23 protein-coding genes and 2 pseudogenes are annotated in these 25,686 nt (G+C 49.3%); 14 read left to right on the forward strand and 11 right to left on the reverse strand.

Annotation, left to right across the window (positions count from 1 at the left end; genetic code table 11):
• Positions 1-60: 60 nt before the first annotated feature.
• Genes AB7S66_RS01240 through AB7S66_RS01250 form a run of 3 tightly spaced genes read left to right on the forward strand, consistent with a single transcriptional unit; the run spans position 61 to position 3,678 of the window.
• Positions 61-1,563: a sugar ABC transporter ATP-binding protein gene (locus tag AB7S66_RS01240; protein WP_428517563.1), complete on the forward strand. Its 1,503-nt coding sequence runs from the start codon at positions 61-63 to the stop codon at positions 1,561-1,563.
• Positions 1,564-1,587: 24 nt separating this feature from the next.
• Positions 1,588-2,580 (forward strand): ABC transporter permease, encoded by a 993-nt coding sequence (locus AB7S66_RS01245; protein ID WP_320123503.1) that lies wholly within the window; start codon positions 1,588-1,590, stop codon positions 2,578-2,580.
• A 12-nt stretch (positions 2,581-2,592) separates the two neighbouring features.
• Positions 2,593-3,678, forward strand: coding sequence for a LacI family DNA-binding transcriptional regulator (locus AB7S66_RS01250; RefSeq protein WP_428517564.1), 1,086 nt, complete (start codon positions 2,593-2,595; stop codon positions 3,676-3,678).
• Here the strand turns inward: AB7S66_RS01250 and AB7S66_RS01255 are convergent.
• Together AB7S66_RS01255 and AB7S66_RS01260 are read right to left on the reverse strand one after the other, a co-directional pair.
• Positions 3,671-4,738 (reverse strand): zinc-dependent alcohol dehydrogenase family protein, encoded by a 1,068-nt coding sequence (locus AB7S66_RS01255; RefSeq protein ID WP_428517565.1) that lies wholly within the window; start codon positions 4,736-4,738, stop codon positions 3,671-3,673. The genes AB7S66_RS01250 and AB7S66_RS01255 overlap by 8 nt on opposite strands.
• 11 nt (positions 4,739-4,749) lie before the next feature.
• A complete protein-coding gene (locus AB7S66_RS01260) occupies positions 4,750-5,748 on the reverse strand; it encodes an aldo/keto reductase (RefSeq protein WP_428517566.1) in 999 nt (332 codons plus the stop codon).
• Positions 5,749-5,856: 108 nt separating this feature from the next.
• On the opposite strand from AB7S66_RS01260, the gene AB7S66_RS01265 reads away from it, so the two are divergent.
• From AB7S66_RS01265 to AB7S66_RS01275, 3 genes are read left to right on the forward strand one after another with little or no spacing between them, the layout of a single operon-like run.
• The gene (locus AB7S66_RS01265) at positions 5,857-7,026 is read left to right on the forward strand and encodes a XylR family transcriptional regulator (protein ID WP_428517567.1); all 1,170 of its coding nucleotides are present in this window, start codon (positions 5,857-5,859) and stop codon (positions 7,024-7,026) included.
• Between the two features lie 27 nt (positions 7,027-7,053).
• Complete coding sequence (locus tag AB7S66_RS01270; protein ID WP_428517568.1) at positions 7,054-7,722, forward strand: fructose-6-phosphate aldolase; 669 nt, start codon at positions 7,054-7,056, stop codon at positions 7,720-7,722.
• Positions 7,694-8,689: an SGNH/GDSL hydrolase family protein gene (locus AB7S66_RS01275; protein WP_428517569.1), complete on the forward strand. Its 996-nt coding sequence runs from the start codon at positions 7,694-7,696 to the stop codon at positions 8,687-8,689. Before AB7S66_RS01270 ends, AB7S66_RS01275 begins: the two co-directional genes overlap by 29 nt.
• Here the strand turns inward: AB7S66_RS01275 and AB7S66_RS01280 are convergent.
• The 4 genes from AB7S66_RS01280 to AB7S66_RS01295 all read right to left on the reverse strand — a co-directional run bounded on the left by AB7S66_RS01280 (position 8,677) and on the right by AB7S66_RS01295 (position 13,574).
• Positions 8,677-9,927 (reverse strand): MalY/PatB family protein, encoded by a 1,251-nt coding sequence (locus tag AB7S66_RS01280; RefSeq protein WP_428517570.1) that lies wholly within the window; start codon positions 9,925-9,927, stop codon positions 8,677-8,679. The genes AB7S66_RS01275 and AB7S66_RS01280 overlap by 13 nt on opposite strands.
• Complete coding sequence (locus AB7S66_RS01285) at positions 9,927-10,715, reverse strand: EFR1 family ferrodoxin (protein ID WP_428517571.1); 789 nt, start codon at positions 10,713-10,715, stop codon at positions 9,927-9,929. The genes AB7S66_RS01280 and AB7S66_RS01285 overlap by 1 nt, the downstream gene beginning before the upstream one ends.
• On the reverse strand, positions 10,712-11,737 hold the full coding sequence (locus AB7S66_RS01290; protein WP_428517572.1) for a threonine aldolase family protein: 1,026 nt from the start codon (positions 11,735-11,737) through the stop codon (positions 10,712-10,714). Before AB7S66_RS01290 ends, AB7S66_RS01285 begins: the two co-directional genes overlap by 4 nt.
• Positions 11,738-11,849: 112 nt before the next feature.
• Positions 11,850-13,574: a peptide ABC transporter substrate-binding protein gene (locus tag AB7S66_RS01295; protein WP_428517573.1), complete on the reverse strand. Its 1,725-nt coding sequence runs from the start codon at positions 13,572-13,574 to the stop codon at positions 11,850-11,852.
• 221 nt (positions 13,575-13,795) lie between these two features.
• Here AB7S66_RS01295 and AB7S66_RS01300 point away from each other — a divergent pair, with 221 nt between their 5' ends.
• Positions 13,796-14,356: a hypothetical protein gene (locus tag AB7S66_RS01300; RefSeq protein WP_428517574.1), complete on the forward strand. Its 561-nt coding sequence runs from the start codon at positions 13,796-13,798 to the stop codon at positions 14,354-14,356.
• Between the two features lie 48 nt (positions 14,357-14,404).
• Here AB7S66_RS01300 and AB7S66_RS01305 read toward each other — a convergent pair whose 3' ends face one another.
• From AB7S66_RS01305 to oppB, 5 genes and pseudogenes are all read right to left on the reverse strand, one after another.
• On the reverse strand, positions 14,405-15,475 hold the full coding sequence (locus tag AB7S66_RS01305) for an ABC transporter ATP-binding protein (protein ID WP_428517575.1): 1,071 nt from the start codon (positions 15,473-15,475) through the stop codon (positions 14,405-14,407).
• Entirely contained in the window at positions 15,472-16,521 is a 1,050-nt protein-coding gene (locus AB7S66_RS01310) for an ABC transporter ATP-binding protein (RefSeq protein ID WP_428517576.1), read from the reverse strand. Before AB7S66_RS01310 ends, AB7S66_RS01305 begins: the two co-directional genes overlap by 4 nt.
• 10 nt (positions 16,522-16,531) lie before the next feature.
• Positions 16,532-17,218 (reverse strand): annotated as a pseudogene (locus tag AB7S66_RS01315) (ABC transporter permease); the annotation flags it as partial.
• Positions 17,219-17,923: 705 nt separating this feature from the next.
• Positions 17,924-18,139 (reverse strand): annotated as a pseudogene (locus AB7S66_RS01320) (ABC transporter permease); the annotation flags it as partial.
• A 12-nt stretch (positions 18,140-18,151) separates the two neighbouring features.
• Positions 18,152-19,081 carry an oligopeptide ABC transporter permease OppB gene (gene oppB, locus AB7S66_RS01325; RefSeq protein WP_428517577.1) on the reverse strand — a complete coding sequence of 310 codons (930 nt, stop codon included), beginning with the start codon at positions 19,079-19,081 and terminating at the stop codon, positions 18,152-18,154.
• Between the two features lie 308 nt (positions 19,082-19,389).
• Here oppB and rimO point away from each other — a divergent pair, with 308 nt between their 5' ends.
• The 7 genes from rimO to AB7S66_RS01360 form a co-directional block, all read left to right on the forward strand.
• A complete protein-coding gene (rimO, locus tag AB7S66_RS01330) occupies positions 19,390-20,742 on the forward strand; it encodes a 30S ribosomal protein S12 methylthiotransferase RimO (RefSeq protein WP_428517578.1) in 1,353 nt (450 codons plus the stop codon).
• A complete protein-coding gene (locus AB7S66_RS01335) occupies positions 20,735-23,017 on the forward strand; it encodes an ATP-dependent helicase (protein WP_428517579.1) in 2,283 nt (760 codons plus the stop codon). Before rimO ends, AB7S66_RS01335 begins: the two co-directional genes overlap by 8 nt.
• A 52-nt stretch (positions 23,018-23,069) precedes the next feature.
• The gene (locus AB7S66_RS01340) at positions 23,070-23,858 is read left to right on the forward strand and encodes a glutamate-1-semialdehyde aminotransferase (protein ID WP_428517580.1); all 789 of its coding nucleotides are present in this window, start codon (positions 23,070-23,072) and stop codon (positions 23,856-23,858) included.
• 67 nt (positions 23,859-23,925) lie between these two features.
• Positions 23,926-24,354: a 50S ribosomal protein L13 gene (rplM, locus tag AB7S66_RS01345; protein ID WP_198891453.1), complete on the forward strand. Its 429-nt coding sequence runs from the start codon at positions 23,926-23,928 to the stop codon at positions 24,352-24,354.
• A 14-nt stretch (positions 24,355-24,368) separates the two neighbouring features.
• Positions 24,369-24,782 carry a 30S ribosomal protein S9 gene (gene rpsI, locus AB7S66_RS01350; RefSeq protein ID WP_428517581.1) on the forward strand — a complete coding sequence of 138 codons (414 nt, stop codon included), beginning with the start codon at positions 24,369-24,371 and terminating at the stop codon, positions 24,780-24,782.
• A gap of 183 nt (positions 24,783-24,965) precedes the next feature.
• Complete coding sequence (locus tag AB7S66_RS01355) at positions 24,966-25,379, forward strand: regulatory protein RecX (protein WP_428517582.1); 414 nt, start codon at positions 24,966-24,968, stop codon at positions 25,377-25,379.
• A gap of 32 nt (positions 25,380-25,411) precedes the next feature.
• Positions 25,412-25,686 (forward strand): hypothetical protein (locus tag AB7S66_RS01360; protein WP_428517583.1); only part of this gene is annotated, 275 nt, incomplete at its 3' end.

Here is a 25,686-nt window from a genome sequence, read left to right on the forward strand (position 1 = left end):
TATCAGCGGCAGGAGACACTTTATGAACGACGATTGCAAAATAGGGAAAGAGGAAGACAGATGGACACAACATTTGCCCTGGAAATGGAAGGAATTACCAAAACCTTCCCTGGTGTAAAAGCCCTCGATGGAGTAACGCTCCGGGTAAAGCCAGGAACAGTACACGCCTTGATGGGCGAGAACGGTGCAGGCAAATCGACGTTGATGAAGTGTTTGTTCGGTATTTATCAGGAAGATAGTGGGATTATCAAACTCAATGGAAAGGAGCATCGTTTCAAGGACTCCCATGATGCGCTCAACCAGGGAGTATCGATGATTCACCAAGAGCTCAGCAATGTTCCTGAACGCTCGGTAGCAGAGAACCTGTTCCTTGGCCGTGAGCCCCTGAATAAGTTCGGTTTGATCGATCACAAGAAAATGAATGAGGATACCAGGCGTCTGCTCAAGGAACTGGAGATCAATGTGAAACCGGATGTTCGCATCGGTTCGCTGTCCATTTCCATGCAGCAGACCTGTGAGATCGCCAAGGCTGTCAGTTACAACGCTTCGGTGGTTGTCATGGATGAACCTACCAGCTCGCTTACGGATAACGAGGTCAAGCACCTGTTCAAGATCATCAACCAACTGAGGAAGCAGAATGTAGCGGTTATCTACATCTCTCATAAGATGGAAGAGATTTTTACCATAGCTGATGAAGTGAGTGTCATGCGTGATGGCCAGATGATTGGAAGTTATGATGTAGCTGATATGACCAATGAGAAACTTATCTCTCTTATGGTTGGTCGTGATGCAAAGCTTCGATTCCCTGAGTTCAAGAGTAATGTGGGAGAGGTCCTGTTAAAGGTGGAGCATCTGAGTTCGCCCAATCCCAGAAGTTTCCAGGATATTTCCTTTGAGGTCCATCGTGGGGAAATCCTTGGTATTGGTGGACTTATGGGGGCACAACGTACAGAATTGATGGAAGCCATCTTCGGTGTTCGTGCAACCAAGGAAGGAAAAATCTATGTTGATGGGGATGAGATCCTGAACATGACTCCCCGGAAAGCCATCGAACATGGCATCGGGATGATTACCGAGGATAGAAGAGGGAGTGGCATTTTTCCCTTGATGAATATATCAAACAATACTTCAATTGCCTCCTTGAAAGAGTATCTGAACAAGTTGCACCTCCTTAGGCACAAGGAGATGAAGGAAGAGTCTGTTCGATACAACAAGGCACTCAGGACCAAGACTCCTACCATGGAGACATTGATCCAGAATCTCTCAGGAGGTAATCAGCAGAAGGTTATCATCAGCCGATGGTTGATGACCTTGCCGGACATCCTGATCATGGATGAACCGACCCGGGGTATTGATGTCGGGGCTAAATATGAAATCTACCAGATTATGGGACAACTGGTTGAACAGGGAAAGGCCATTATCATGGTCTCCTCAGAAATGCCTGAATTGATTGGGATGTCCCACCGGGTAATGGTCCTTTGTTCCGGGAAATGTACCGGCGTGTTGGACAAGTCTGAGTGCACCCAGGAGAATATCATGCGTCTCGCAACGAAGTTCATGTAAAGAGAGAGGGAGAAAAAACCTACCATGGAAATGAAAAAACTACTTAACGACAGCAAAAAAGTTGCCTCACAATATACAACTTGGGTCACCTTCGTTGGATTGTTGCTATTGCTTTCCATCCTGACCAACGGTCAAGCACTACGGTGGAGCAGTATCAGGAATCTCCTGATTGCTGAATCGGTCAGATCCTTTGCCGCCCTGGGTGTTGGAATGATCATCATCACCAAGGGAATCGACCTTTCCATTGGATATGTCGTTTGTCTGACTGCTAGCGTTGCGGCTTCCTTTGCACAGAATCCGGATTACAGCTCTGCTATCTATGCGGGTCAAACGTTTCCTTTGATTGTTCCCATCGTAGCAGCCGTTGCCGCCGGTGGCCTGTTCGGTCTCTTCAATGGGTACTTGATTGCATATGGGAAACTTCCTCCCTTTATTGCAACACTGGGTTCCATGTCCATTGCAAAGGGCTTGCAGCTCATCTATACCAAGGCAGCCGTTGTTGGTTCCCTGAACCAGAACTTCAAGAACATCAGCCAGGGAAGCGTTGGTCCTGTTCCGAACCTCATCATCTATGTTGCCATTGCAGCACTGGTTGTCTGGATATTGCTCAAGCATACCCGCCAGGGAACGCACTTCTATGCAATCGGTGGTAATGCACAGGCCGCACGGGTAAGTGGAATCAATGTCGAACGTGATCTTATGATGGTCTACTTCTATGCAGGTTTGCTCTATGGTACCGCTGGTACCCTCCTGGCAAGTCGCCTTGGCCTGGCAAACTCGCTTACCGCAAACGGCATGGAGTTGGACGCCATTGCAGCAGTTACCGTTGGTGGTGTTTCACAGAATGGTGGTGTGGGTAAAGTCAGTGGAATGATGGTTGGTGTCTTTACCATGGGCTTGATCAACTACGGAATGTCCTTCCTTGGTGTTGACAGCTACTACCAGCAATTGGTAAAAGGCTTTATCATTATCATCGCGGTCTACTTCGACATGAAGAAATACGCACGCCGCGCATAGGTAGGTTGGTACATGGGCAAACGAGAAGCAGCAACAATCAAGGATGTCGCGAATCTTGCTGGCGTCTCCATTGCCACGGTCAGTAGAGTTCTGAACAATCTCGGGGTGGTGAATCCCGAGACGGAAAGGAAAGTACTCTCCGCTGTCAATATGCTGCATTACCAGCGTAATGCGGTAGCACGTTCCCTGAAGCTCAGGGTGACCAAGAGCATCGGGATCATCGTTCCAGAGATTTCGAATACCTTTTTTACCGAGGTAGTCGAGCAACTGGAAAAGTTGCTCGGTCCACTCGGGTATGCACTGTTGCTCTGTAGTTCAGAGAATTCAGTGCAGGAAGAGAAGCGTAAACTTGCATTCCTGCTTGAACGCAATGTTGATGCACTTCTCGTAATTCCTGTTGGTGATGTCGGTGCGCATTTTACCTCTCCTGCAATCGCAAATATTCCCTTGGTCATGCTCGACCGAAAAATTGAGGGGTTGCGTTGCGATGTGGTCCTTACCGACAACCGCAAGGGTGCATACGACGTGACCTGTGCACTGATCAGGGAAGGGAAAACCAATATAGGATTCCTAGGTGGAGACAATCATGTCCATACATCGGTTGAACGTCTCCATGGGTTCTTGGATGCAATGCATGACCATCAGCTGGATGTCGATCCTGATTTTATCCTACTGGGAGGAATGACCCAGAAGGATGGATATACGCTCATGGAAAAAGCTTTGACGATGCCGAAATGCCCTGATACCTTCTTTGTGGTAAATGACATGGTGCATATCGGAGCGACCAGCTACCTGATGAGCAAGGCTTCCAGTGAGATCCGTTCAAAGGTGGTGTTCTCCACGTTTGACTACCTCTATTATGCACCGCTGCTCAAATTCTGCCACTATGCAGTTTCCCAGCCGGTCGACCAGATGGGTGAAATGGCTGCCCAACTCCTGATCCGCCGTCTGGATGGTGATCTGCAAGGATTCCCTTCCACTGTCGTAATTGAACCAACCATCTGTGTGATGAAAGACAACGGTGGGGTAGTGACCGATGATAAGTCAATAGTGGCTTTCAACGAGCACTCCCCACGGTTCGATCGGGTTTTCAGCTAGGAAGCTCCTCGTCAAAACAAACAGCAACCTTTCCACATGCACCGCTTGCCATCAGGGCATATGCCTCATCAGCTTTCTCAAGAGGGAAACGGTGGGTGATGAGCTCATCAGGGTGGATACCCCAGCGAACCAGCCGCTCCACAAGATCTTCCATTTTCCAGATACTGGTCACCCAGCTACCGTATACGGTTTTCTGGTCATGCAACATGTCCTCACTTGGATTGAAGTGCACCGTACCACCTTCTCCCACAAGTGCAATCTTGCCCCACTTTCGTGTTGCCCTGATCGCAGTTGCACGACCGGCATCACTTGCTGAACAATCGAAAGCACGTTCGACACCGTGGCCTCCGGTAAGGGCCTTGATCTGTGCCACATTGTCTTCTGCAGGAGTAAATACATGGTCAACAAGGCCGAGCTTCTTTGCGAGCTCAATACGTACACTCTGGGACTCAATGCCAATAAGTTTGTTAGCACCCATTGCCTTGGCCAGCATCAATGCTGCCAGTCCAACTGGGCCAAGACCTACAACCAGCACAGCATCATTGCCACTTACCCCGACTTTCTCGATGGCTTCATAGACCGTACCGAAACCACATGCAACCTGGGCGCCATCCGCATAGGTCAACTCCTCGGGGAGGTAGACGAGGTCTTTCTCATCGCAAAGTATGTATTCAGCCATGCCCCCATCCCTCTGCCAACCATAAGCGGCTCTTTTGTCGCTTGTGCAGCTGATCATATAGCCCTGGCGGCATTCATGACAGACTCCACATCCGCTGATATGGTAGACAACTACACGGTCCCCTTTCTTGAACCGCTTCAGCCCTTCGCCTTCCTCAACAATCTGGCCACAAGGCTCGTGTCCTGCAATGACGTTCTGGTATCTTTCAGGTCCTTTCCCGAGGTGTTCACGATAGATTGCCCTGATATCACTACCGCATATGGTACTGCACTTGGTCTTGACCAGCACCTGTCCATACCCTGGCTTGGGAATCTCGAACTCACCAAATGCTACTGTACTGTTTCCTGGAAGCTTTGCTCCCTTCATCATCTTCTTTTCCATCAGTTTTCTCCTTATCGGTATCTTTCTGGGCAGGGAATGGTCCCATCTTCATCCCAAAGGTCATGCCAAGATTCAGCGCCCTCCCAGAGAAAGACCTGTCCCTTGATCAAGCGATTATTGCAATCTGCTTCTTTGAGTGTGAGTACTTCCTCCTCAGTGAGTGGATCTGAGAGGACACTCTCCAGATTGCTCCTCAAATTCCTTTCCTTCGTGGACAGGGGGATGGGGATGATCCCATTGGCCTGTGCCCACTTGAGACAGATTGCAGCGGGGTGGCAGTTGTGCCTTTTTGCAATCTCTACAACAAGCGGATGCTGCATATCGATGACATCCTCTGGTGTTGTATCTCTCTCAGGCCTGTTTGGAGATCCCAAGGGGCTGTACCCAATGGGGATGATTCCCTCCTGCTTGATGTATGAGAGCAATTCGGGTTGCTGGAAGCATGGATGGAGCTCCATCTCATTGAACGTAGGTCTGATATTGCAGGAGGCAAGCAATAATTCCATCTTTGCCTTGGTCATGTTGCTGGTGCCGATATGCCGCACGAGGCCCATGTTCACCAGTTCCTCCATGGCGGACCATGTTTCCATGAACTCCTCATGGATGTAAGGTCTTGCATCAGGACTGCGACTGGTTACATCACAGTGTGGTGGATGAAAATTTGGAAACGGCCAGTGCACAAGATAGAGGTCTAGATAGTCGAGTTGCAGGTCCTTGAGTGACTGTTTTGCAGATGCAATAACTTTGGCCCGTCCGTGGGAATCATTCCATACCTTGCTTGTGATCCAGAGTTCTTCCCGCTTGATGCCACAGGATTTCAGGACTTTTCCAATCTCTTTCTCATTGTCGTATACGCTTGCGCAGTCAATGCATCGGTAGCCTAGACGCAAGGCAGTCCGTACTGCTTCAGCCATCTCACTACTGGAAATGTGGTCAGAACCAAAGGTTCCCACGCCTATGATGGGTATCTCCGCTTTGGTGCTCGCAATAGTTCGTGTAGGTAGTTGCATGGTACTCCTCCTGATATGTATATACCTTATCGTGTTTCTATAAGATGGCAATGCTTTATATGCGAAAAGATACTATCAAAATGCGCATTTTGTGATAGAGTGGATACCATGATACAGATAGGTTTGAAGCTACGGTTCCAGGATGGATATGACATGGCCGTTGCAAATGGGGTGGTGCAGTATGCCCGCACCAAGTTTGACTGGCAGGTACGTGGACAAGGTCCTTGGTTCTTCTCTCTCGACAAGGAAGCGCTTCTCTCCTGTGATGCCCTGATCGCCCGAATTGAGGATGATGAGGATGCACGGTTCTGTGCCTCCCTTGGCATCCCCGTGGTTGATATAGCCGGGGCCACCTCACTGAAGCTTTTCAGTCAAGTCAGGAATGATGATTATCAGACGGGGGTAAGTGCAGGTGTATATCTCAAAAAACTAGGAAGCCAGCATCTTGCTTGGTGTGGTGTAGAGCAGGTTCATTGGGCACGAGAGCGTTTCATTGGTTTCTGTAGTGCAACCTCCTCCAGTCCTGAAATGATGCCGAGTTTCTCCCGCTCTCTTTCCTGGTGGAGGCATCTCTATGATTCAGATGAAGACCTGGAAGCGTGGCTGGCAGAGCTTCCAAAACCCTGCAGTGTATTCTGTTGCAATGACCTCTCTGCGATGAAGGTGGAACTCGTGTGTCAACGATTGGGAATAGCCATACCTGAGGAGATTATGGTGCTGGGCGTTGACAATGAGACGTTACTCTGTGAGCTGGCCAGTCCTTCCATCTCAAGCATCCAGCCCGATTGTGAGGCGATCGGGTACCAAGCCTCCGCAATGCTCGACTCCCTGCTCAACGATGAGGTAAGCGGGGTTCATATACGTCGTATAGCTCCCGGGTCCGTAATAGAGAGGGAGAGTACCCGCCTGTTTTTCTGCGAGGATGAACAGGTTGCAAAAGCGATGCAGCTGATCAAGGCAGAAGCCACCGGTGGGTTGCAAGCGAGTGAGGTAGCACGCCAGGCCACCATCTGCAGGCGTTCCCTGGAAATGCGCTTTCGCTCAGTGCGAGGTACCACCATCTGGGAGGAGATCACTGCTGAGAAGCTTTCCAGGGCAGCTTTCCTGCTTACTCATTCAAAGGAGCGTATTGCTTCCATTGCCCAACAGTGTGGTTTCTCCTCAATCCACCGTTTCTACAGTCTTTTCAAGCGCATTCATCACATGACACCACAACAGTACCGTGAGAGAAAAAGCCCAGGGAGTAAGCTTTCCTCGCACCACGGTTTTATGGCATGATAAGGGGCGAGGTACAGTATGGAACTCATGCTTGATACAGCTAATTTGGAAGAGATCAGGAAAGGTCTGGAAACCTACCCCATTAATGGGGTTACCTCCAACCCTTCCATCATCAAGGCAGAGGGTGGAATAGATTTCTTTGCCCATATGCATCAGATCCGAAATATTATCGGGGAAGAAAGAAGCCTGCATGTACAGGTGGTTGCCCACGATGCTGAGCACATCATCGCCGAGGCAGAGAAAATCCTTTCAATCCTGGGCAGGAACACGTTCATAAAGATTCCTGTGACTGAAGAAGGCTTGAAAGCCATTAAGATTCTAGCCTCCCGTCAGGTAAACATCACAGCCACTGCAATCTACACAACCATGCAGGGTATCTTGGCGATGCTCTCTGGGGCAAGATATCTTGCTGTCTACTACAATAGGATGCTGAACATTGATATCGATGCAGCAAAGGTCATCAAGGAACTCAGCCGTCTTCTCTGGGCGAACAGTACCAATTGCCAGGTGCTCGCAGCGAGTTTCAAGAATCTCAGTGAGATAACCACCAGCTATGCCAGTGGGGCAAGCTGCTGTACAGTACCCTACTCGCTGTTGCAGACCGGACTCCACATGCCTTCCATTACCAGGGCTGTCCACGATTTTTCAGAAAACTGGGAAGAGGTATATGGGAACCGAACACTGCTCGATTTCTAGAGAGAACATGTTCGCCCTGACTCATAATGCATTATCAGTTGAACTTCTTGAGGATGGGTATTATTGTGCTCTTCGGTTCTCAGGTGAACAGGAGATGGGATACAACTCCCATCCCCTCTATCGTGCGATGGCACGAACCAGTGCATCGGTCTGCCTACGTTTTCACACCCTTACAGATGTAACGGTGCATCTGAAGCGGTATAGTCAGTCTCTCCTTCCCAAAAAAGGGGAGAAAGTTGTTGATTTTGCGTCTCTCTATCCCAGGCAGCTGGACCTATCTGAGACCATCGACCTCTTGTACGAAGGCAAGGATATGATCCACCTTCCTTTGCAGAGTGACCTGGTTTCCATTGAAAAAGGAAATATGGTAAGTCTCTATCTTCCCATGCATCATCGGGTGGGGTTCTGTATAGAAGGTGATGCACAGCCTATTGAAAAGAAAAAGAAGACATTGCTTTGCATCGGGGATTCGATTGTCCAGGGGGTAGGGGTTCACCATCCCTCTCTGGCATTATGTGAGAGGCTCTCCTCACTCAAGGGAGTACAGGTCATCAACCAAGGTCTTGCAGGTGCTTTGGTGAATGCAAAACTTATCCAGAAGCTGGATGCTCCCATCCATGGCATACTTGTTGCTCTCGGAACCAATGATTGGTCAATTCGAGAAACCCTTGCAGATTTGCGCGGGGAGATGTTTGCCTTGCTGGGGAGAATCAGGAAATTCTACCCCTCAGTGCCCGTCACTGTCCTCACCCCACTTTGGAGAGCGGATATCCAGCATACACAGAAGATGGGAAGCTTTGCTGAGATGCAGAAGGCCATTGAGTATGCAACCTACTGCTTTCCCAATATTCGTGTGGCAAACGGTCTCTCCCTTTCCCTTCGTGATGCATACGATGATGGATTCATCCATCCTGATGAGAAAGGAATCAGGTTTTTGGCAAAGGGTTTGGCTGCTCAACTCCCGTAGGTGTTTCTCAGTACTTCCACAGCTCTGATGATCCTCTCCATTGCCTGTTCAAGACGAATCCGTTGCGTTCCGAAGTTGATTCTCACAAACCTTCGGTACTCTTCTCCTCCAAAGAACGTACCATCATTAAAAGCTACATTTGCACGCTGACCGAAGAATCTGGACAGCAAGCCTCCTCCTGGACTTTTCTTGCTGTCATAAAGCTCTGGGTGTGCATCCCTGTCCTTCTCCACCAAGGGGAGCAGGGCATAACAGTCAAGCAGAGCAATGAATGAGGCTTTTGGCTTGATACATACAATTTCCGGGACATGTCTCTGCAATGTCTCATCGATGTAGGCAAGGTTGTCCTGCAAATAGGCAAGCAACTCACTCAGCCATGTTTCTCCACTCTGGTAGGCAGCGGTAGCCAATGTGGCAGCGAAGAAGGAATTGCCTGAAAGGAAGAGTTGCTGCAACCGCTTCTCATAGGCTTTCTTCAGGCTTGGGTTGTTGAACAGGGTAATTGAATAGTGTTCTCCAGCCATATTGAATGTTTTTGAAGGAGCCATGCATGCAATGCTCTCACACCCGGTTTTCTTGCCTACCTCAAGAAGGCTCACAAAGGAGGTGAAACGAAGATCGGCGTGAATCTCATCACTGATGATGGTCACCCCATGATCCTTTGCAATGGTGCACAGTTTGGTAAGCTCTGCTTCACTGAATACAAGTCCCGAGGGATTGTGGGGACTGCAGAAGAGCAGTATCTTTGCCGTCTTGCAGCGTTTCTCAAATTCATTCCAATCAAGGGAGAACTGGTGGAGGTACTCATCGTAAGAAAGCGGCCAAGGACTCAAGGTCCTTCCTAGGTTGTTCACCATGGTCACAAATGGTTGGTAGGAAGGGAAAGGTACAATAATCTCATCCTGTTGTTCACTGAGAAGATCAAGAAGGATGGCAATACTGTTCAGGACTCCTTGGCTGAGTACCACTTGGTTGTGCGACAAATCCATCTGGTGCCATTGCTTCGCCCATCCAAGAAAGGCATCTTTTTGCCGTGGATCATGTGGATATCCGTAAATTGCATGTTCAGCAAGCACTTGAGCCTGCCTGGATACTTCCGGAGCTACAGGAAAGTCCATATCAGCAACCCAAAAAGGTTCTGCTTCAGGGTTTCCACACATCGATGCAATGACTTCCTTGTTCCACTTGACGGACAAGGAGGAACGACGGTCAGTGATTTTGTCAAACAATGAATCCATTACGAACGATACTCCACTTGATAGCCTGAACGTGGGTTGGGGTAATACCCCTCACGGACTTTTTTGGTTTTGAATACGATAGCATGTTCAGGACAGCGATGGTAACACCCAAAGCATCCGGTACAGGCACGGTCAAAGACAGGTTTCCCATCCTTCATCTCGATGTTTGCAGATGGGCACATCCTGTAACAGAGGCCGCAGGAGGTACACGCATCAGTAACCGCAAAATCGAGCGCTGTATACATGAATGCACGATGGATTGGGATCATGACATGGTTGATCGCAAAGCGAGAGAGGGGAGGTCTGCGAGGTGGTCTGATAACCTCTTCTCTGATATCCTCTGCAATTTCTGCCACCTTCTGGTCAGCCTCTGCGTAGAGTTGCTCAATTTTCTCTTCACTTGGTGCCTTGAACAAGGGAATATACCCATTTGGCATCACTATATGGTTTGCATAGCTTACCACCGCTCCTGCTTCCTTGAGCAGGACTTCCATCGCCTGGAAGGTATATGCCTGGAAGAGATAGCGGGTGGTTACCAGGAAGAGGTATTTCAATGGGGAGAGATCCTGCTTCTGGAATACTTCCTCAATGAAATGAGGGAGCAGATTGGGTGGAAACCCCTTGTAGACGGGAAAAACAAACCCTACCTGTTCAGTAATGGTGAAGGTTGGTGTTTCCATCAAGGAAGGGACCATCAGAATCTGGCAATCCTTGAGTTCACTGCATAGTTTCTGAGCAATGTAGTAGCTGTTTCCTGTTCCTGAGAAGCAGATGAGGGTTGTTTTCATGCTTCTGCCTCAATCTGGAAGTTCTCCAGCAGGATGCAGAGTTCGCTGATATCTTCATCATGCAAATCTAGATTGGTGACCAGTCGAACCATATCACCCTCAGTATTTGCCAAGATTCCTTGCCTTGCCAATTGGCTCACCACCGTAGCACTCTGCACCAGGGGGACACGGAAGAAGACAATATTGGTCTGAACTCCCTCGGTATCGACCTCAGCCCATCCTCCTTTCACCAATGCATCTGCCAGGGCTTTCGCATGGGCGTGGTCGTCTGCCAATCGGTCCACATGATGCTCAAGTGCATAGAGTCCGGCAGCTGCCAGCACACCGGTTTGCCGCATTCCTCCTCCCAGCATCTTTCGAATCGTGAGGGCTTTGTTGATGAATTCCTCATCACCACAGAGTATGCTTCCAACCGGACAGCCCAGTCCTTTGGAGAGACAGAAGGTAATGGTATCTGCATAACTTGCGTAGGTCTTTACAGCAATTCCTGTGGCGACCTGTGCATTGAAGATTCGCGCTCCATCCATATGTACTTTCAAATCATGGGTTGATGCAAAATCCTTGATCCCTTCCAAATTTTCCAAAGGATAGCAGTATCCTCCGATCGTGTTCTCCACCTCAATGAGAGTGGTGTTGGCCATGTCATAGGCCCCCTGTTTCACTTTTCCGATGAATGCATCAGCATTGAGGATGCCACGAGGGGCATCGAAGGAAATTGGAAGAACACCTGCAATAGCTGCTACTGCACCTATTTCATGTTGGATGATATGGCTGTTGGCGGCAGTGAATACCTCATTGCTTCTTCCCCCATTGATATAGAGGCTGATCAGGTTGCCCATTGAACCGGATGAAACAAACAAGCCACGTTCTTTCCCGGTAAGTTCAGCAGCCAGTGCTTCCAGTTTTGTGGTTGTAGGGTCTTCCCGGTAAACATCATCACCTACCTCTGCATCGGCCATGGCTTTCCTCATTGCTTCAGTCGGTTTGGTAATGGTATCACTTCTCAGATCATAATATTTCATTGGTCATCTCCTTGGTGCTACATAAAACTATAGCGGAGAGGGAGAGTTCAGTCCAGCATATGGAAAAGGTCCCCGGACGAATCCGGGGACCTGCGTTTACCTTATTTGACAACTACTTGAGGTAGATGTCCTTTACCGGATGGTAATCCATGGTGTTGGGATACCAGCCGCCCCACTTGTCAGTATCAATCATGTTGATTGCTACATAGTAGTAGAAAGGCATGATGCCCATATCCTGGTTGATCATGATATCTTCAGCGGTCTTGAGAACACCGAAGCGATCCTCGCCTGCTGGCATTCTGGCTGCTTCATTGATCAATAGGTCATAGATTTCGTTTGAGTACCTACCACCGTTCATACCGGCACCGGTGATGAACATGTCGAGGAAGGTATTTGGATCCTGGTAGTCACCTACCCATCCTGCGCGTGCAATCTCGAAGTTGCCTTCGTTACGGTTTGCAAGATAGGTCTGCCATTCCTGGTTCTCAAGAACGACGTTGATGCCAAGATTGTCTTTCCATTCCTGCTGCACGAACTCAGCAATCTGCTTGTGACCTTCGTTGGTATTGTACAGAATGGTTGAGGTTGGGAATCCAGCACCGTTGGGGTAGCCAGCTCTAGCCAAGAGATCCTGTGCCTCGGCAATCATGTCATCCATGTTGTCATGGGGGAACTCAAGAGCATCATAGCCAGCCATCGGAGGAACGATACCCCATGCAGGAATCTGTCCGGCCCTGGTTACGCCTTCAACAAGTGCTTCGCGGTCGACTGCCAATGACAGCGCGCGGCGTACATCGGGGTTGTCGAACGGAGCTACTTCGTTCTGGAAGACATAGTAGTAGGTGGAAAGCTGCGGGGAAGACTGGAAGTCAGAACGCATCTGAGCAGCTGAAAGCTGGTCATTCGGTACGTTGGTTGCCCAGTCGATCTCACCATTGAGGTACATGTTGTAGTTGGTGGTGTCACTGTCGGAGGAGTAGAAGATGACCTTGTCAAGTGCTACATTCTCCTTGTCCCAGTACGTGTCACTCTTGCTGACGGTAAGGGATGTCTGGGGAATTCTCTCAGTGAGTACGAACGGACCATTACCTACAAAGTTCTCAGGACTGGTCCACTTGTCGCCAAACTCTTCGATGGCGTGCTTGGGAACGATTGAGAAACTGTAGTGGGTCAGTGCATCAATTGCATACGGGAGGGGACCGATGAGGTCCATCTGGAAGGTCCTTTCGTCAAGAGCGCGGATTCCCACTGCCTCAGGACCAGCCTCTCCAGCGTTGAACTCTGTTGCCCCTTCAAGGAACATGCATGGGAACCAAGCATATGGTCCTGCAGTTGCGGGATCAAGCAGTCTCAACCAGCTGTAGACAACATCGTCAGCGGTGATGGGAACGCCATCGGACCAAACTGCATCTTCACGAAGGTAGAAGGTATACTGGGTGCCGTCTTCATTGGCTTCCCAACTCTCAGCAACGCCAGGAACAGCAAGAGCAGTCTCAGGATCGATTGCTACCAAGCCTTCGAAAAGAGCCTCGAAAATTCTATGCTCGGGAACTCCCTGGATAAGAGCGGGGTCGAGTGACTCGGGCTCTGCACCATTGGAAATGCGGAACACAACTTCATCCTCAGCAGGAGCGACGGGTTCTGCTGGAGCGGCAGGTGCCGGTGCAGCAGGCTCTGCTTCAGCTTTTGGAGCCGGGGCCGGGGTTTCCGGAGCAGCAGTTGCTGTCGGAGCCGGCGTCGTGGTTGCGGCTGGTGCGGGTTCTTCTTTCTTTCCACAGGAAATCAAGAGAGTACTCACAAGCAGCACACTAAGCATGATAGCCAGAAATTTCTTCATAGACATATCTCCTTGTAGTTCTAAGTATACATTTTCAACTTAGCTTAGTTCACATTAAACCACGAATCAAGAGAAAACGCAAATAGGTTTCACTAAAACAGCCTTTTGAATGCATACAGCGTGTTAATTTATACAGAATTTACCTAAACTGTAATTTATGGCTGAGGCCTGTTTTTTCTAATGCTTTTGAGTATATTTGAGGAGAAAGAAGAGGAGTTACCATGGTAAGACATACTACCTATATAAAACCCTATGGTATTCAATACCGTGTGACCAATATGTTTCATGGCATAAGTGGATTTTTCTCCCTATTCCTGATATGGGGCCTTGCCTTGAACTTGTCTGAAGGGGTCAGTCTGCTCAGCATGACCCATATCCTGATCCTGTTGTTGCTAACCTTGGCAGGTACGTTCTACCGGGATACATGGGTGTTCGATAAGCAAGAACAACGCATCACCAGTATTTATGGGTTTGGGCCTCTATGCAAACATGAGCAGTTCGCATTTTCTGAGGTTCGTCAGTTGGAGTTGAACCACTTTGTAAGGGGAGCCACTGACAAGGATGCAAAACCGACTAAACGACGATTTCGCGCCATGCTCGTGTTTTCACTTAATCTGGGAGAGGATGAGAAAAGAGATATCGAAATCATCGCTGAGAAATCCAGTGGGGGAAGGACTGAGTCGGCTGTCCAGGCCATCTCTGCAGTGACAGGACTGCCCTTGTTTGTTGATCGTCCAAGGGATCTGGACCTTAATGTGTCCTACAAGGATATGAAATGGTAAAAAAGAGAGCCACCGCTGTGGTGACTCTCTCATACCACTCATTTGGGGTTAGTTTGCATTTTTTGCTGCATCAGCCTCAGCTTCTTCCATCGTAACCTTGCTCAGATCTCTCTTATCATAGAGCCAGCAGGCAACCTGTTGCTTCTCGTTGATGTCAACCATCGGTGGGATATGGCAGGAGCACCAAGGCATTTTCTTCGGACAGCGGTCATAGAAGTAACAGCCAGTACGTTCCTTGTCGGGGGAAGGTACATCACCGGTGAGGATGATACGCTTTCTCTCCCTCTCTATCTTAGGATTAGGAATCGGAGCCGCACTCAGCAGTGCAATGGTATAAGGGTGCAAGGGATTGTCATAGAGCTGTACAGCTTCACTGATCTCAACAATCTTGCCCAGGTACATAACTGCCACACGGGTGGATATGTGCTGGATGACAGCAAGGTCGTGAGCAATGAAGAGGTAGGTAAGCCCGAACTCTTTCTGCAGGTCTGCCAAGAGGTTGAGTATCTGAGACTGGATGGATACATCCAAGGCCGATACCGGCTCATCGGCAAGGATGATCTTTGGGTTCAATGCCAAGGCACGAGCAATACCAATTCTCTGTCTCTGTCCGCCACTGAACTCATGAGGATAACGGTTCTTGAACGCCTTGTTCAACCCAACGCGTTCCATCAGTTCCTCTACGCGACGCTCAATTTCCATGGGCTTCATCGGTGTTTCGAGCAGTTTTCGATTATTATAGATAACCATGGGCTCCGCAATGATGGAACGAACCGTCATTCTGGGATCAAGTGACGCATAGGGATCCTGGAATATCATCTGGATATCACGCCGGGCCTTGAGCATGGTACGGGTATCGGCACTTACCAGATCAACGCCATTGAATTTGACACTTCCACTGGTTGGTTTATAGAGCTGGCTGATCGAGCGCACTGTAGTAGACTTACCACAACCGGACTCTCCTACGATACCCAGTGTTTCCCCGGGGTATACATCAAAGGAGACACCATCCACTGCTCGGATTGCTCCAACCTGTTTCTGGAGTATTGATCCACTGGAGATGGGGAAGTGCTGTTTTAAATCCCTGACTTCCAATAGGGGCTTTCTTTCTGTACTCATTCGGCCTTCTCCTTGACATTGGCTTCTTTCATTGCCTGCTGTTTCTCGTTTTCATCAGCGAAGAGCCAACAAGCTACATCATGCCCCTTTCCCAGATCCTTTACCGGTGGGTAAGCCTGTCGACACACATCCATTGCCTTATGGCAACGTGGGTGGAACGGACAGCAGGGGGGCAGGTCGATGACATTGGGTGGTTGTCCCTCGATGGAGAATAGGCGGTGTCCCTTCTTGGTCGTATCCATTCGGGGTACACTCTTGATCAATCCTTCGGTGTATGGATGACTCGGTCTTGCATACAGCTCATCAGTTTCGGCTCTTTCGACAATCTTACCGGCATACATGACACACACCTGGTCGCACATTCCAGCCACAACACCCAAGTCATGGGTGATGAGGATGACCGCCGTACCCATCTTGTCACTGAGCTTGGCAATCAATTCAAGAATCTGCGCCTGGATGGTGACATCAAGGGCGGTAGTCGGCTCGTCAGCAATCAGCACCTCAGCATTGCAGCTCAATGCCTGGGCAATCATTACACGCTGACGCATACCACCGGAGAACTGGTGCGGGTAGCTGTGGATACGTTTTTCTGCAGAGGGAATGCCTACCAATTTAAGCATCTCAATTGAACGTTCAAGTGCCTCTTGTTTGGAAACATCCTTCTCATGCAGACGGATGGTTTCCACCATCTGCGTGGAAATCTTGAGGAATGGATTCAAGCTTGTCATTGGATCCTGGAAGATCATGGAAATCTTGTTTCCCCTGATGCTTCTCATCTGCTTCTCCGTAAACTTGAGGATGTCTTGTCCTTCAAAGAGGACTTCTCCACCAACAATTCTTCCTGGAGGGGAGGGGATAAGTCGCATCAGTGAGAGGTTGGTAACACTCTTGCCGCTGCCGCTTTCCCCTACGATGCCGATGGTCTCGCCTTCTCTCACTGAGAACGAGACCCCATCAACTGCCTTTACGATTCCGGCATCGGTTTTGAAATATGTCTGTAGGTCCTTCACTTCAAGGACTGTCTTTGCATTAGGCTTCATACTCATCATGTTCCTCCTAGAGCTGGTTCTTGCTTTGTGGGTCGAACGCATCCCTCAGCCCGTCACCAAAGAAGTTCATGGCGAAGAGGAAGATGGTCATGGCGATTGCGGGGAAAACAAGCTTCCACGGATACAAGGTCATGCCGTTTACGGCATCACCCACCAAGGACCCCCATGAAGCGTACGGAGCCTGGACCCCGAGACCCAGGAAGGAGAGGAACGACTCCTGCATAATGAATGCGGGGACCCTGAGCGTTGAATAGACAATGATGACAGAAAGTGAGTTGGGTACCATGTGGCGGAAAATGATTCTGCCTGTTGAAGCACCCATGCTTCGGGCAGCCTCAACATATTCACTGTTCTTCAAGCTCATGATCTGTCCTCGTACCATACGTGCAACGGTAAGCCAGCTGACCATGGCCAATGCTACGAAAAGGTTCATGATGTTGCGTCCGAAGATGGCCATGAAGATAATGACCAGAAGCATGTAGGGAAGCCCGTACATGATATCTACGAAACGCATCAGGAAGAAGTCAATCTTGCCTCCAGCGTACCCGGCGATTGCTCCCAACACAATACCGATCAAGACACTGGTGATGGTTCCAACCAATCCGATGGCAATGGAGACCTGTCCACCGTAAATGATACGGCTGAGCATATCGCGGCCACTATAGTCTGTCCCAAGGTAATAATGCCTATTGTGTTTCAAGTCAGCAGTGATGTTAGCAGAGAGCATCTCATTGACAGTCACTTCTCGATTGATAGGGAATTCAGCCGTGCCATCCTTGACTTCCTGTTTCAGCTCACGTTCAATGGTTCTGCTGATCGCAGTCTTCAAGTTGACCAACAAGTTGGTCTTGGCCATGTTTGCAATACCTTTATCCCCAAGACTCTGGAGCTCGAGCTCCAGATTTGCCTCGTATTCTTCGTCTGTGAGGTCTGGGGTTGCGGCTTTCACAGAATTGAGTACTTGGCTTCTTACTTCATACTGAACCTGATCGGCAATAACAGACTCCTCTACACCAAGGTATTCAGCGTAGATTCTCTGGATATCCAGAAAGTCCATCCGAGCAATATTCTTGCTTTTCCCGGTCTCGGGATCGGTATAGAACATTTTCTCGATGTTGATTAGGAATTCTGTATCAATTTTCTCCTGCAAACGGTCGATGGTACGCTGGTCGGCGGAACTGAAGGTGAATGTCCCGGCCTCTCTTTGTGCCTCTCCCTCAGCATAGAGGAAATTCCAGACCTTGTTGGTTTCATTCGAGGCGATCCAATTCTCAATCTGCTGGCTCTCTTCTTCTGTTACCTCCAAGCTTCCTGCTCTCCAGGCCTTGAAGTACAGGTCCTCCAGCTTGGTTTCCATCATCAGCTCCCCTGCAGTCTTGTTGAAGGATGGACGCAAGTGCTGATGATCAAGGATAATCTGGTCATATGGATAGATGGGAAGGAACATTGCTGAAGCTGCAAGCAGTGAGTAGATGGCAACAATAACCATACCAAGTACAGCCATCTTGTTTTTCTTCAGGCGCTTCCAAGCATCCTTTCCTAGGCTATTGCCTACTACGACCTGGTCAAACTCATTGAGGGCCGCTTCTTTTGGTTGTTTTCTTTTCAAGAACATGGTCCTCTCCTCTTATTTGTACGTAATTCGTGGGTCGAGCTGTGCGTAGATGATGTCTACAAGGAAGTTCATCACAATCAGGATGGCTGAGTAGACAATGACTACCCCGACAATGAGGGTATAGTCACGGTTGAATGAGCTCTGTACGAAGAACTTGCCCAAACCAGGTACGCGGAAAATTTGCTCTACGACGATTGATCCGGTGATGATTCCGGCAAATGCAGGGCCAAGATAACTTACAATTGGAAGCATTGCACCTTTCATTGCATGCTTGAAAATGATGGTGGAGCTTTTCATTCCCTTTGCCTTTGCAGTGCGGATATAATCACTCCTGAGCGTTTCAAGCATTGAGGAACGGGTCAAGCGTGCGATGTTTGCGAAATAGGCGAATGAGAGGGATACTGCAGGAAGAATGACGGTCTTCCAACCTTCTCCTGTAGTGTACCAGCCACTGGTCGGCAGCCATTTCAGTTTCATCGCGAAGATGAGCTGCAGGACCGGGGCTATGACGAACAGCGGTACCGAGATGCCGATGACGGCAACCCCCATACTGAGATAATCCAACCAGGTATTCTGTCGAACTGCAGCCACAATACCTGCAGACAAGCCAAAAACCAATGCAATGAGCATTGCATAGCTTCCCAGGACTACTGACTTCGGGAGGCTGTTGGCGATGTAGTAGTTTACATCATAGTCCTTGTACTTGAAGGAAGGGCCGAGATCGCCACGTAGAATATCAAACATATAACGGCCGTACTGCTGGATCAGCGGCTCGTCCAAGTGATATTTTGCGTTGATGTTTCTCTCCACTACTTCAGGAAGCTTGCGTTCACTGGCAAATGGGCCACCAGGGGCAATACGGACAATGAAAAAACTCAACGTGATAATAATCAAAAGCGTGGGAATCATTCCCAATAATCGGTTCACGATATATCTTGTCATTCGTTTCCTCGTCTGTGAGTTTTGCTACATAGTAGAAAGGCAGAAAGGTGCACCTATGTACATACAGCATTTTGATACTATACCAAGACGTTCATTTATGCAAGAATGATGTAAAATTCTAAAAGATTCTTACTTTTAGCAAGATGTAATCATATTGTGTATAATAAAATGTTACTCAATGACCGATGATGTAAATTTACGTAATTTTACCTACTGTCAACAATCGCTTTGGGGGAAGGGAGGTAGGAAAGAGCACTGGATTTATGCTAGTCTATCCTTTCGTATAAGTACCAGGAGATATTTGAGCAATGAAGAAATTTTATATAGAAAATCTTGGATGTTCCAAGAATCAAGTAGATGCAGAACTGCTGATCAAGCAACTTGAAGAAGATGCATTACAGCTGACAGAATCTGCTAGTGAGGCCGACCTTATCCTTGTGAACACCTGTGGATTCATCGAGTCAGCTCGTGAACAGTCGATTGAAGCCTTCTTCACACTGCATGAGGCAAACCCAGATGCAAAGATGATTCTCAGCGGATGCATGGCCCAGCGATACGCAGATGAGTTGCACGAGCAGTTGCCAGAAGCCTCGGCCATTTTCGGCAACCGTGATCTTTCAGCAATCAAGGATGTGGTGAGAAAGGTATTTGCCGGTGACAGGGTCGTGGAAGTCCCTTCGTATCCAGATCCAGAGAAAGAGGTACATGAACGAAATGAACTGCTCTCATTCCCTGGAAGTGCATACCTGAAGATCAGTGAAGGATGCAACCATTGGTGTGCCTACTGTGCCATCCCTATCATAAGAGGTAATCTGCGAAGCAGACCCAAGCAGACCATTCTCACTGATGCAAAAGCCTTGATCAGCCGGGGGGTGAAGGAAATCAATCTTATCGCCCAGGATCTGGCATCCTACGGAACCGACAGTCCTGAGCGCACCAGTCTTTTCCTGGAATTGCTCGCCGACTTGGTTGCACTTGAAGGGGACTTCGTAGTGAGGCTTCTCTATATACATCCCGATGCATTCCCTTCCGAGTTGCCTGGATTCATCAAGGAGCACAAGAAAGTGCTGCCATACTTCGATATCCCCTTCCAGCATGCAGATACTGCCATCCTGAGGAGCATGGGAAGGAAAGGGGATAAGGAGCAGCACCTGGCAATGATCAACCAGATCAGGGACGTGCTCCCTGAAGCGGTCTTCCGCTCCACGATTCTTTTAGGGTATCCGGGGGAAGATGAGCAGTCTTTTGCCGAAGTCCTTGATTTTCTCAAGCGCGCCCGCCTTGATTGGGTTGGCTCCTTCTTGTACAGCCGTGAGGAAGGAACCAAGGCATATGCACTTCGAGGGGAAAAGGAGCATGCAAAAGCCTTGAAGCGTGCACAAGGATTCCAGAAGCAGCTTGAAGCGTTGCAGGCTCCGATCACCAGTGAGAACCTGACAAGATTTATCGGTAAGGAGTATGATGTGCTTATTGAGGAACCGGTTGAGGGCGAAGACCTGGCAATCGGTCGTATGTATGCCCAGGCACCGGAGGTCGATGGACTTACCGTGGTAATGGGTCGTAATCTGAAGGCGGGCACGGTCTTACGGTGCGGAATCCGCAGGGTCAACGGTCTTGACCTTGAGGCAATCCCCTTGGAAGGAGGCGTGTCTCATGGCTGAACTGCAGGAACTTATGGATCAACTCAATGAAGCGCAAAAGGAAGCTGTTCTTGAAAACAGCCATCCTCTGCTCGTCCTTGCAGGTGCTGGTAGTGGCAAGACACGCGTTATCACCACCAAGATTGCCTATGCCATCGAACAGCTTGGTATTCCCCCCCATAAGATTCTTGCGGTAACCTTCACCAACAAGGCAGCAAATGAGATGAAAGAGCGCGTAGGGCAGATGTTGGAAGGTCGCTCAGATGTCAACGATTGCAATATCCGAACCTTCCATTCTTTCGGTGCTTGGTTTCTCAGGAGATTCGGCTCAGAAATTGGCCTTGATGCAAACTTCACCATCTACGATGACAATGACTCGTTGAGTTTGCTTGCCTCGTGTTTCCCGAACTACAAGAAACGGGAACTTGATCCCATCATGAGAAAAATCAGCTATGCAAAGGATAGAGGACTGACCTATACGGACAACTTGCAGTCACTCAAGGTCGACTCCACCTTCAAGCGTATGTTTGAGGCATATGAGCGGAAGTTGCATCAGGTGGGAAATGTGGATTTTGCCGACCTGATCGGCCGCAGCATCGAGTTGCTTGAGACAAAACCTGAAATCCAACAGTGGGTTCACCGTCGCTTCAGCATGATCTTGGTGGATGAGTATCAGGATTCCAATGCTGCACAGTTCAAGCTGCTGCATCGTTTGGTAGGTCCGGGAACCTTCATTTGCGTCGTAGGTGATGACGATCAGTCCATCTACCGGTTCCGTGGGGCGGAGGTGCAGAATATCCTCAGTTTCCCCGATCAGTATCCGATGGCCAGGACAGTTAAGCTTGAGCAGAACTATCGTTCAACACAGAATATCCTTGAAATTGCCAACAGTGTCATCAAGAACAATAAGGGAAGACACGAAAAACAGCTTTGGACAGCAAACCGAAAGGGTGGAAAGCCCCATCTCTTCTATGTGCAGGACGAACAGGATGAAGCGCTTCGTGTTGCTTCCATCGTTAAGAAAGACCGACGTTTTAACGAGAGTGCCGTGTTATACCGCACCAATGCGCAGTCGGTGGCTTTTGAGACACTGTTCAAGCGTTCGGGGATTCCCTACAAGGTGGTGGGTGCTTTGCAGTTCTATGAGCGTGAAGAGGTGAAAGATGCCTTGGCCTTGCTCTTCCTGCTTACCAATACAAAGGACGAAGTCAATTTCAAGCGTATGATCAACAAGCCTACCCGGGGAATCGGCCCGGGTAGCCAGGATACCATTCTTGCCTACAGCCCGGAGGCGAAGGGAGACTTGCTTGCGATGCTGCGTCTTGCCACTGAGAAGAGTGGGCTCTCAAACAAAGCAAGGGAAGGAGCAAAGCATTTTTTGCGAATGTACGAGCATGCCCGGAAGATGCTTCAGGAAGGGGAATTGGTCGATTGTGCATATTTCCTCATCAGGGAATCGGGGCTGCTTGATCACTACAGGAAGCTGGACCAGCAAAATACCACCAGCAAGGTGGAGAACCTGGAAGCATTGGTCAATGCTCTCTCTTCCTATGAGTCATCCCTGGAAGGGTTGTTGCTTTTTCTCGAGCAACTTTCGCTCGATCCAACCACTCTTGGACAGGAAGATCCCAGGGATAAGGATGGGGTTACCCTTATCACCATGCACAACACGAAAGGGTTGGAATTTGACAGGGTGTTTGTAGCCGGTCTTGAAGACGAACTGTTCCCTGGTCGATCTGCAGAGAGTGATGAGGATACCGAGGAAGAGCGCCGAATATTCTATGTTGCGGTGACACGGGCAAGGGAGGAGTTGTATCTTCTCAGTGCCCGCGCAAGGAAGATATGGGGTAAAACCAGCTACAATCATCCAAGCCGTTTTCTTGATGAGATAGACCCGTCACTGCTTTCCGTGCAGGGCATACGTCCCGGTACCGATGTGGGTGGATTCGGCTATCAGGGTCTCTCCAGTCTCCAGGAGAAGCGAAAGCGGCATGAATCCATGCCTTCCTCAAAATCTTCTCCATCCTCCTGGGGCTCCAGCGGAGCTCACATAATCCAGAAAGGATTTGGCGGTAATGCCAAGACATTTCGCATGAAAACGGTGCATGAGGCAAAGGAAGGGGAACCCCTGTTCCCTGTAGGGCAACGCGTTTATAGTGACAGTTATGGGGAAGGGGAAGTTGTGACTCTTCGCAAGAGTGGGGATCGTGAGGTCATAGAAGTCAGATTCTTCAATGGCAAGAAAACCACGTTCATCAGCAAGTTTGCCCAGCTTGAGAAAATTGGGGGTGAGTGAGATGGGGAGAAGTGGGGAAGCCACTAGACAAGATTGGCCGGAAGGTTATACAATGCCTACCGTTGTCCGCGCCCGTGACTTTTATGTATATGATCGCTACGGGGAGCGGTATACTGATTTTTTTCAGAATTATGGCAGAGCCGTTCTAGGCCATCGACCAGAGAGGATCCAACAGGCTATCAAGTCTACGGTGAGTCGTGGTTTGATAGCAGAATACCCATCGGTATTCACGGGAAGGCTCGAAAAGCTATTGGTGAACCTGTTTCCAAGCTTTCCGGTTGTCCGTGTATATACAGACCCCCGGAAGGTCATGCAGGCAGTAAGCGCAGTTTCAAATGATGCACTATTTGATCCTGCTCTCTCTGCTGAGCATGCAAGCCGTACAGTGTCCTATTGGCGACCGTTCCTGGGTGTTGGCGGGGCAGAATCCGTGATGCTCCTCCCTATCCTACCTTTCCCAGGGAGTTTCGTACCTCAGGTCGTTTGCCTCAAGGAATCCTGCTGTACAGTACAGGTCCCGCCCTCAGACATGGTATCCCCGTTGTTGCTTGATTTGCTCGTCAAGACAACCGCGAGCTTGATCCAAGTATTGAAGTCGGAGGAAACAGTTGCAAAACGCATGGATAATCCACTCAGTGGTGTGTTCAGGACACGAGGGCCGTACGGATTAACCGGTCTCAGTGAGGAGCGTTATGCGGCCTTTGCCAGGGAAGCACTCACAAAACACATGGTGTTTCCCCCAACAGCGGATGTTCCGTTCATTATCCCGGGTTCCTATACCAAGGGTGATGTGGTTGGGCTGGTGGAATTGGCTAACCGATATGCCAGTGCTGTAACATAAAATGGCTGTAGAAATACGCCATGCACAAAACACACGCAAGAACAATCTTGCAGAACAGGATGAATAGATGAAGACTATTTTTGTGAAACCGCTGACGATTCAGAAGAAATGGTATCTGATTGATGCAGAGGGAAAGGAGCTTGGCAAGGTAGCAGTTGCCGCTGCACGCATCCTCCGCGGGAAAAACAAGCCCGAATTTGTCCCACACCAGGACATGGGCGATTATGTGATTATCATCAATGCCGAGAAAGCTGCTCTTTCGGGCAACAAGTACCAGGATAAAATGTACTATCGCCACTCCAACTACCCCGGTGGGCTGCGACAAACCAGCTATGCTGATATGGTCAAGCGAAACCCGGTATATCCGATGGAGCGCGCCGTTCGTGGCATGCTTCCCCGAGGTCCCCTCGGTCGCAAGCTGTACACCAACATGAAGGTCTATGCAGGTGATAAGCACCAGCATCAGGCACAGCAGCCCATCAAGGTCGAAATTTAAGGTAGGAGCGAAAAATGGCAAAGAAAGAAGTAAGGAAAGTGGAAAATCTTGGTCATGGTGTTGGACGCCGTAAGACCGCCGTTGCTCGTGTCTACCTGAGGGAAGGCGAGGGCAAGATTGTCATCAATGGTAGGGACATCGATACCTACTTTGGTAACCCGATGCTCACCTATATCGTGAAGCAGCCTCTTGAGACCACTGAGACAACCGGCAAGTTTGACTTGCTCATCAACGTTGTTGGCGGTGGACCTTCCGGTCAGGCAGGTGCTTGCCGCCATGGTATCGCACGTGCACTCTGTGCCCATGATGAGGATTACAGACCTGCACTGCACACTGCTGGATTCATGACTCGTGACTCCCGTATGGTTGAACGTAAAAAGTACGGTCAGCCGGGTGCACGCCGCAAGTTCCAGTTCTCCAAGCGTTAAGTGGCATTTGCTCGCATCGAAAAGGAACCCTCTCGTGGTGGCTTCAGAGCCGTGCCGCAAGAGGGTTCTCCTTTTACAATACCCAGTGAATTATTTGTCTCAAAGCAGCTTTTCATAGGGCAGGAGCTCTCACAGGAGGATTTTTTTCATCTCAAGGAACTTCAGGAGCAGCATCTTTGCAAAATGCAAGCAATGACCTATCTGGCTCGTAGGGAGCATACCGCCTTTGAGCTGAAGATCAAATTGCAGAAGAAGTCGTTCTCATCGAAGTGTATCCAGAATGTTTTGGATGTCTTGAAAGAGGAAAACCTGCTTAGTGAGGTACGTTACGCCCTGCAATTCATTGAATCCCGTCAACGCAAGAGTCCTGAGGGGAGAGCCCTGATGTCCCAGCGACTTGCAGCCAAGGGTGTGGATCGTGAGGCTGCCGAGAGGGCTCTTGATGAGCTTTACAGTGAGGAGCAGATCATTGAGTACGTGGAAAGAGCCTATGAACTTGCCCTGCGGAAAGTGGGGAAGGATAAAGCAAGAATGGTGCTCGCGAAGAAGGGTTTTTCTTCCTATGAGGTTCGTCTTGGTCTTGAGCGTCTCTTTTGATACCGGTACACTTTCTGCTGATGGGGGATTTTATGGGCAATAAACGTATTCTTGTGTTGGTTCTACTCCTTACTTTTTCCCTTACTGGGATCTATTCCCTGCATTTCGAATATGACGAGAATCTTTCACTGGCAAGTGATGTCACCTTGGCCATGGCAATGGCCTCCCCTGGAATGCTCGTATTTGCATCTCCTGCCTCAGACTATCTGGCAATTGGCGGCAGCTATGGGATTACCATGGTAGGTGCCTATTTCGGTGTGCGTACTCCGCTTAAGGCAATCATCGACAGTGAGCGTCCCTATGTTGG

The organism is Sphaerochaeta sp. (genome assembly GCF_050178175.1).
Classification (GTDB): domain Bacteria; phylum Spirochaetota; class Spirochaetia; order Sphaerochaetales; family Sphaerochaetaceae; genus Sphaerochaeta.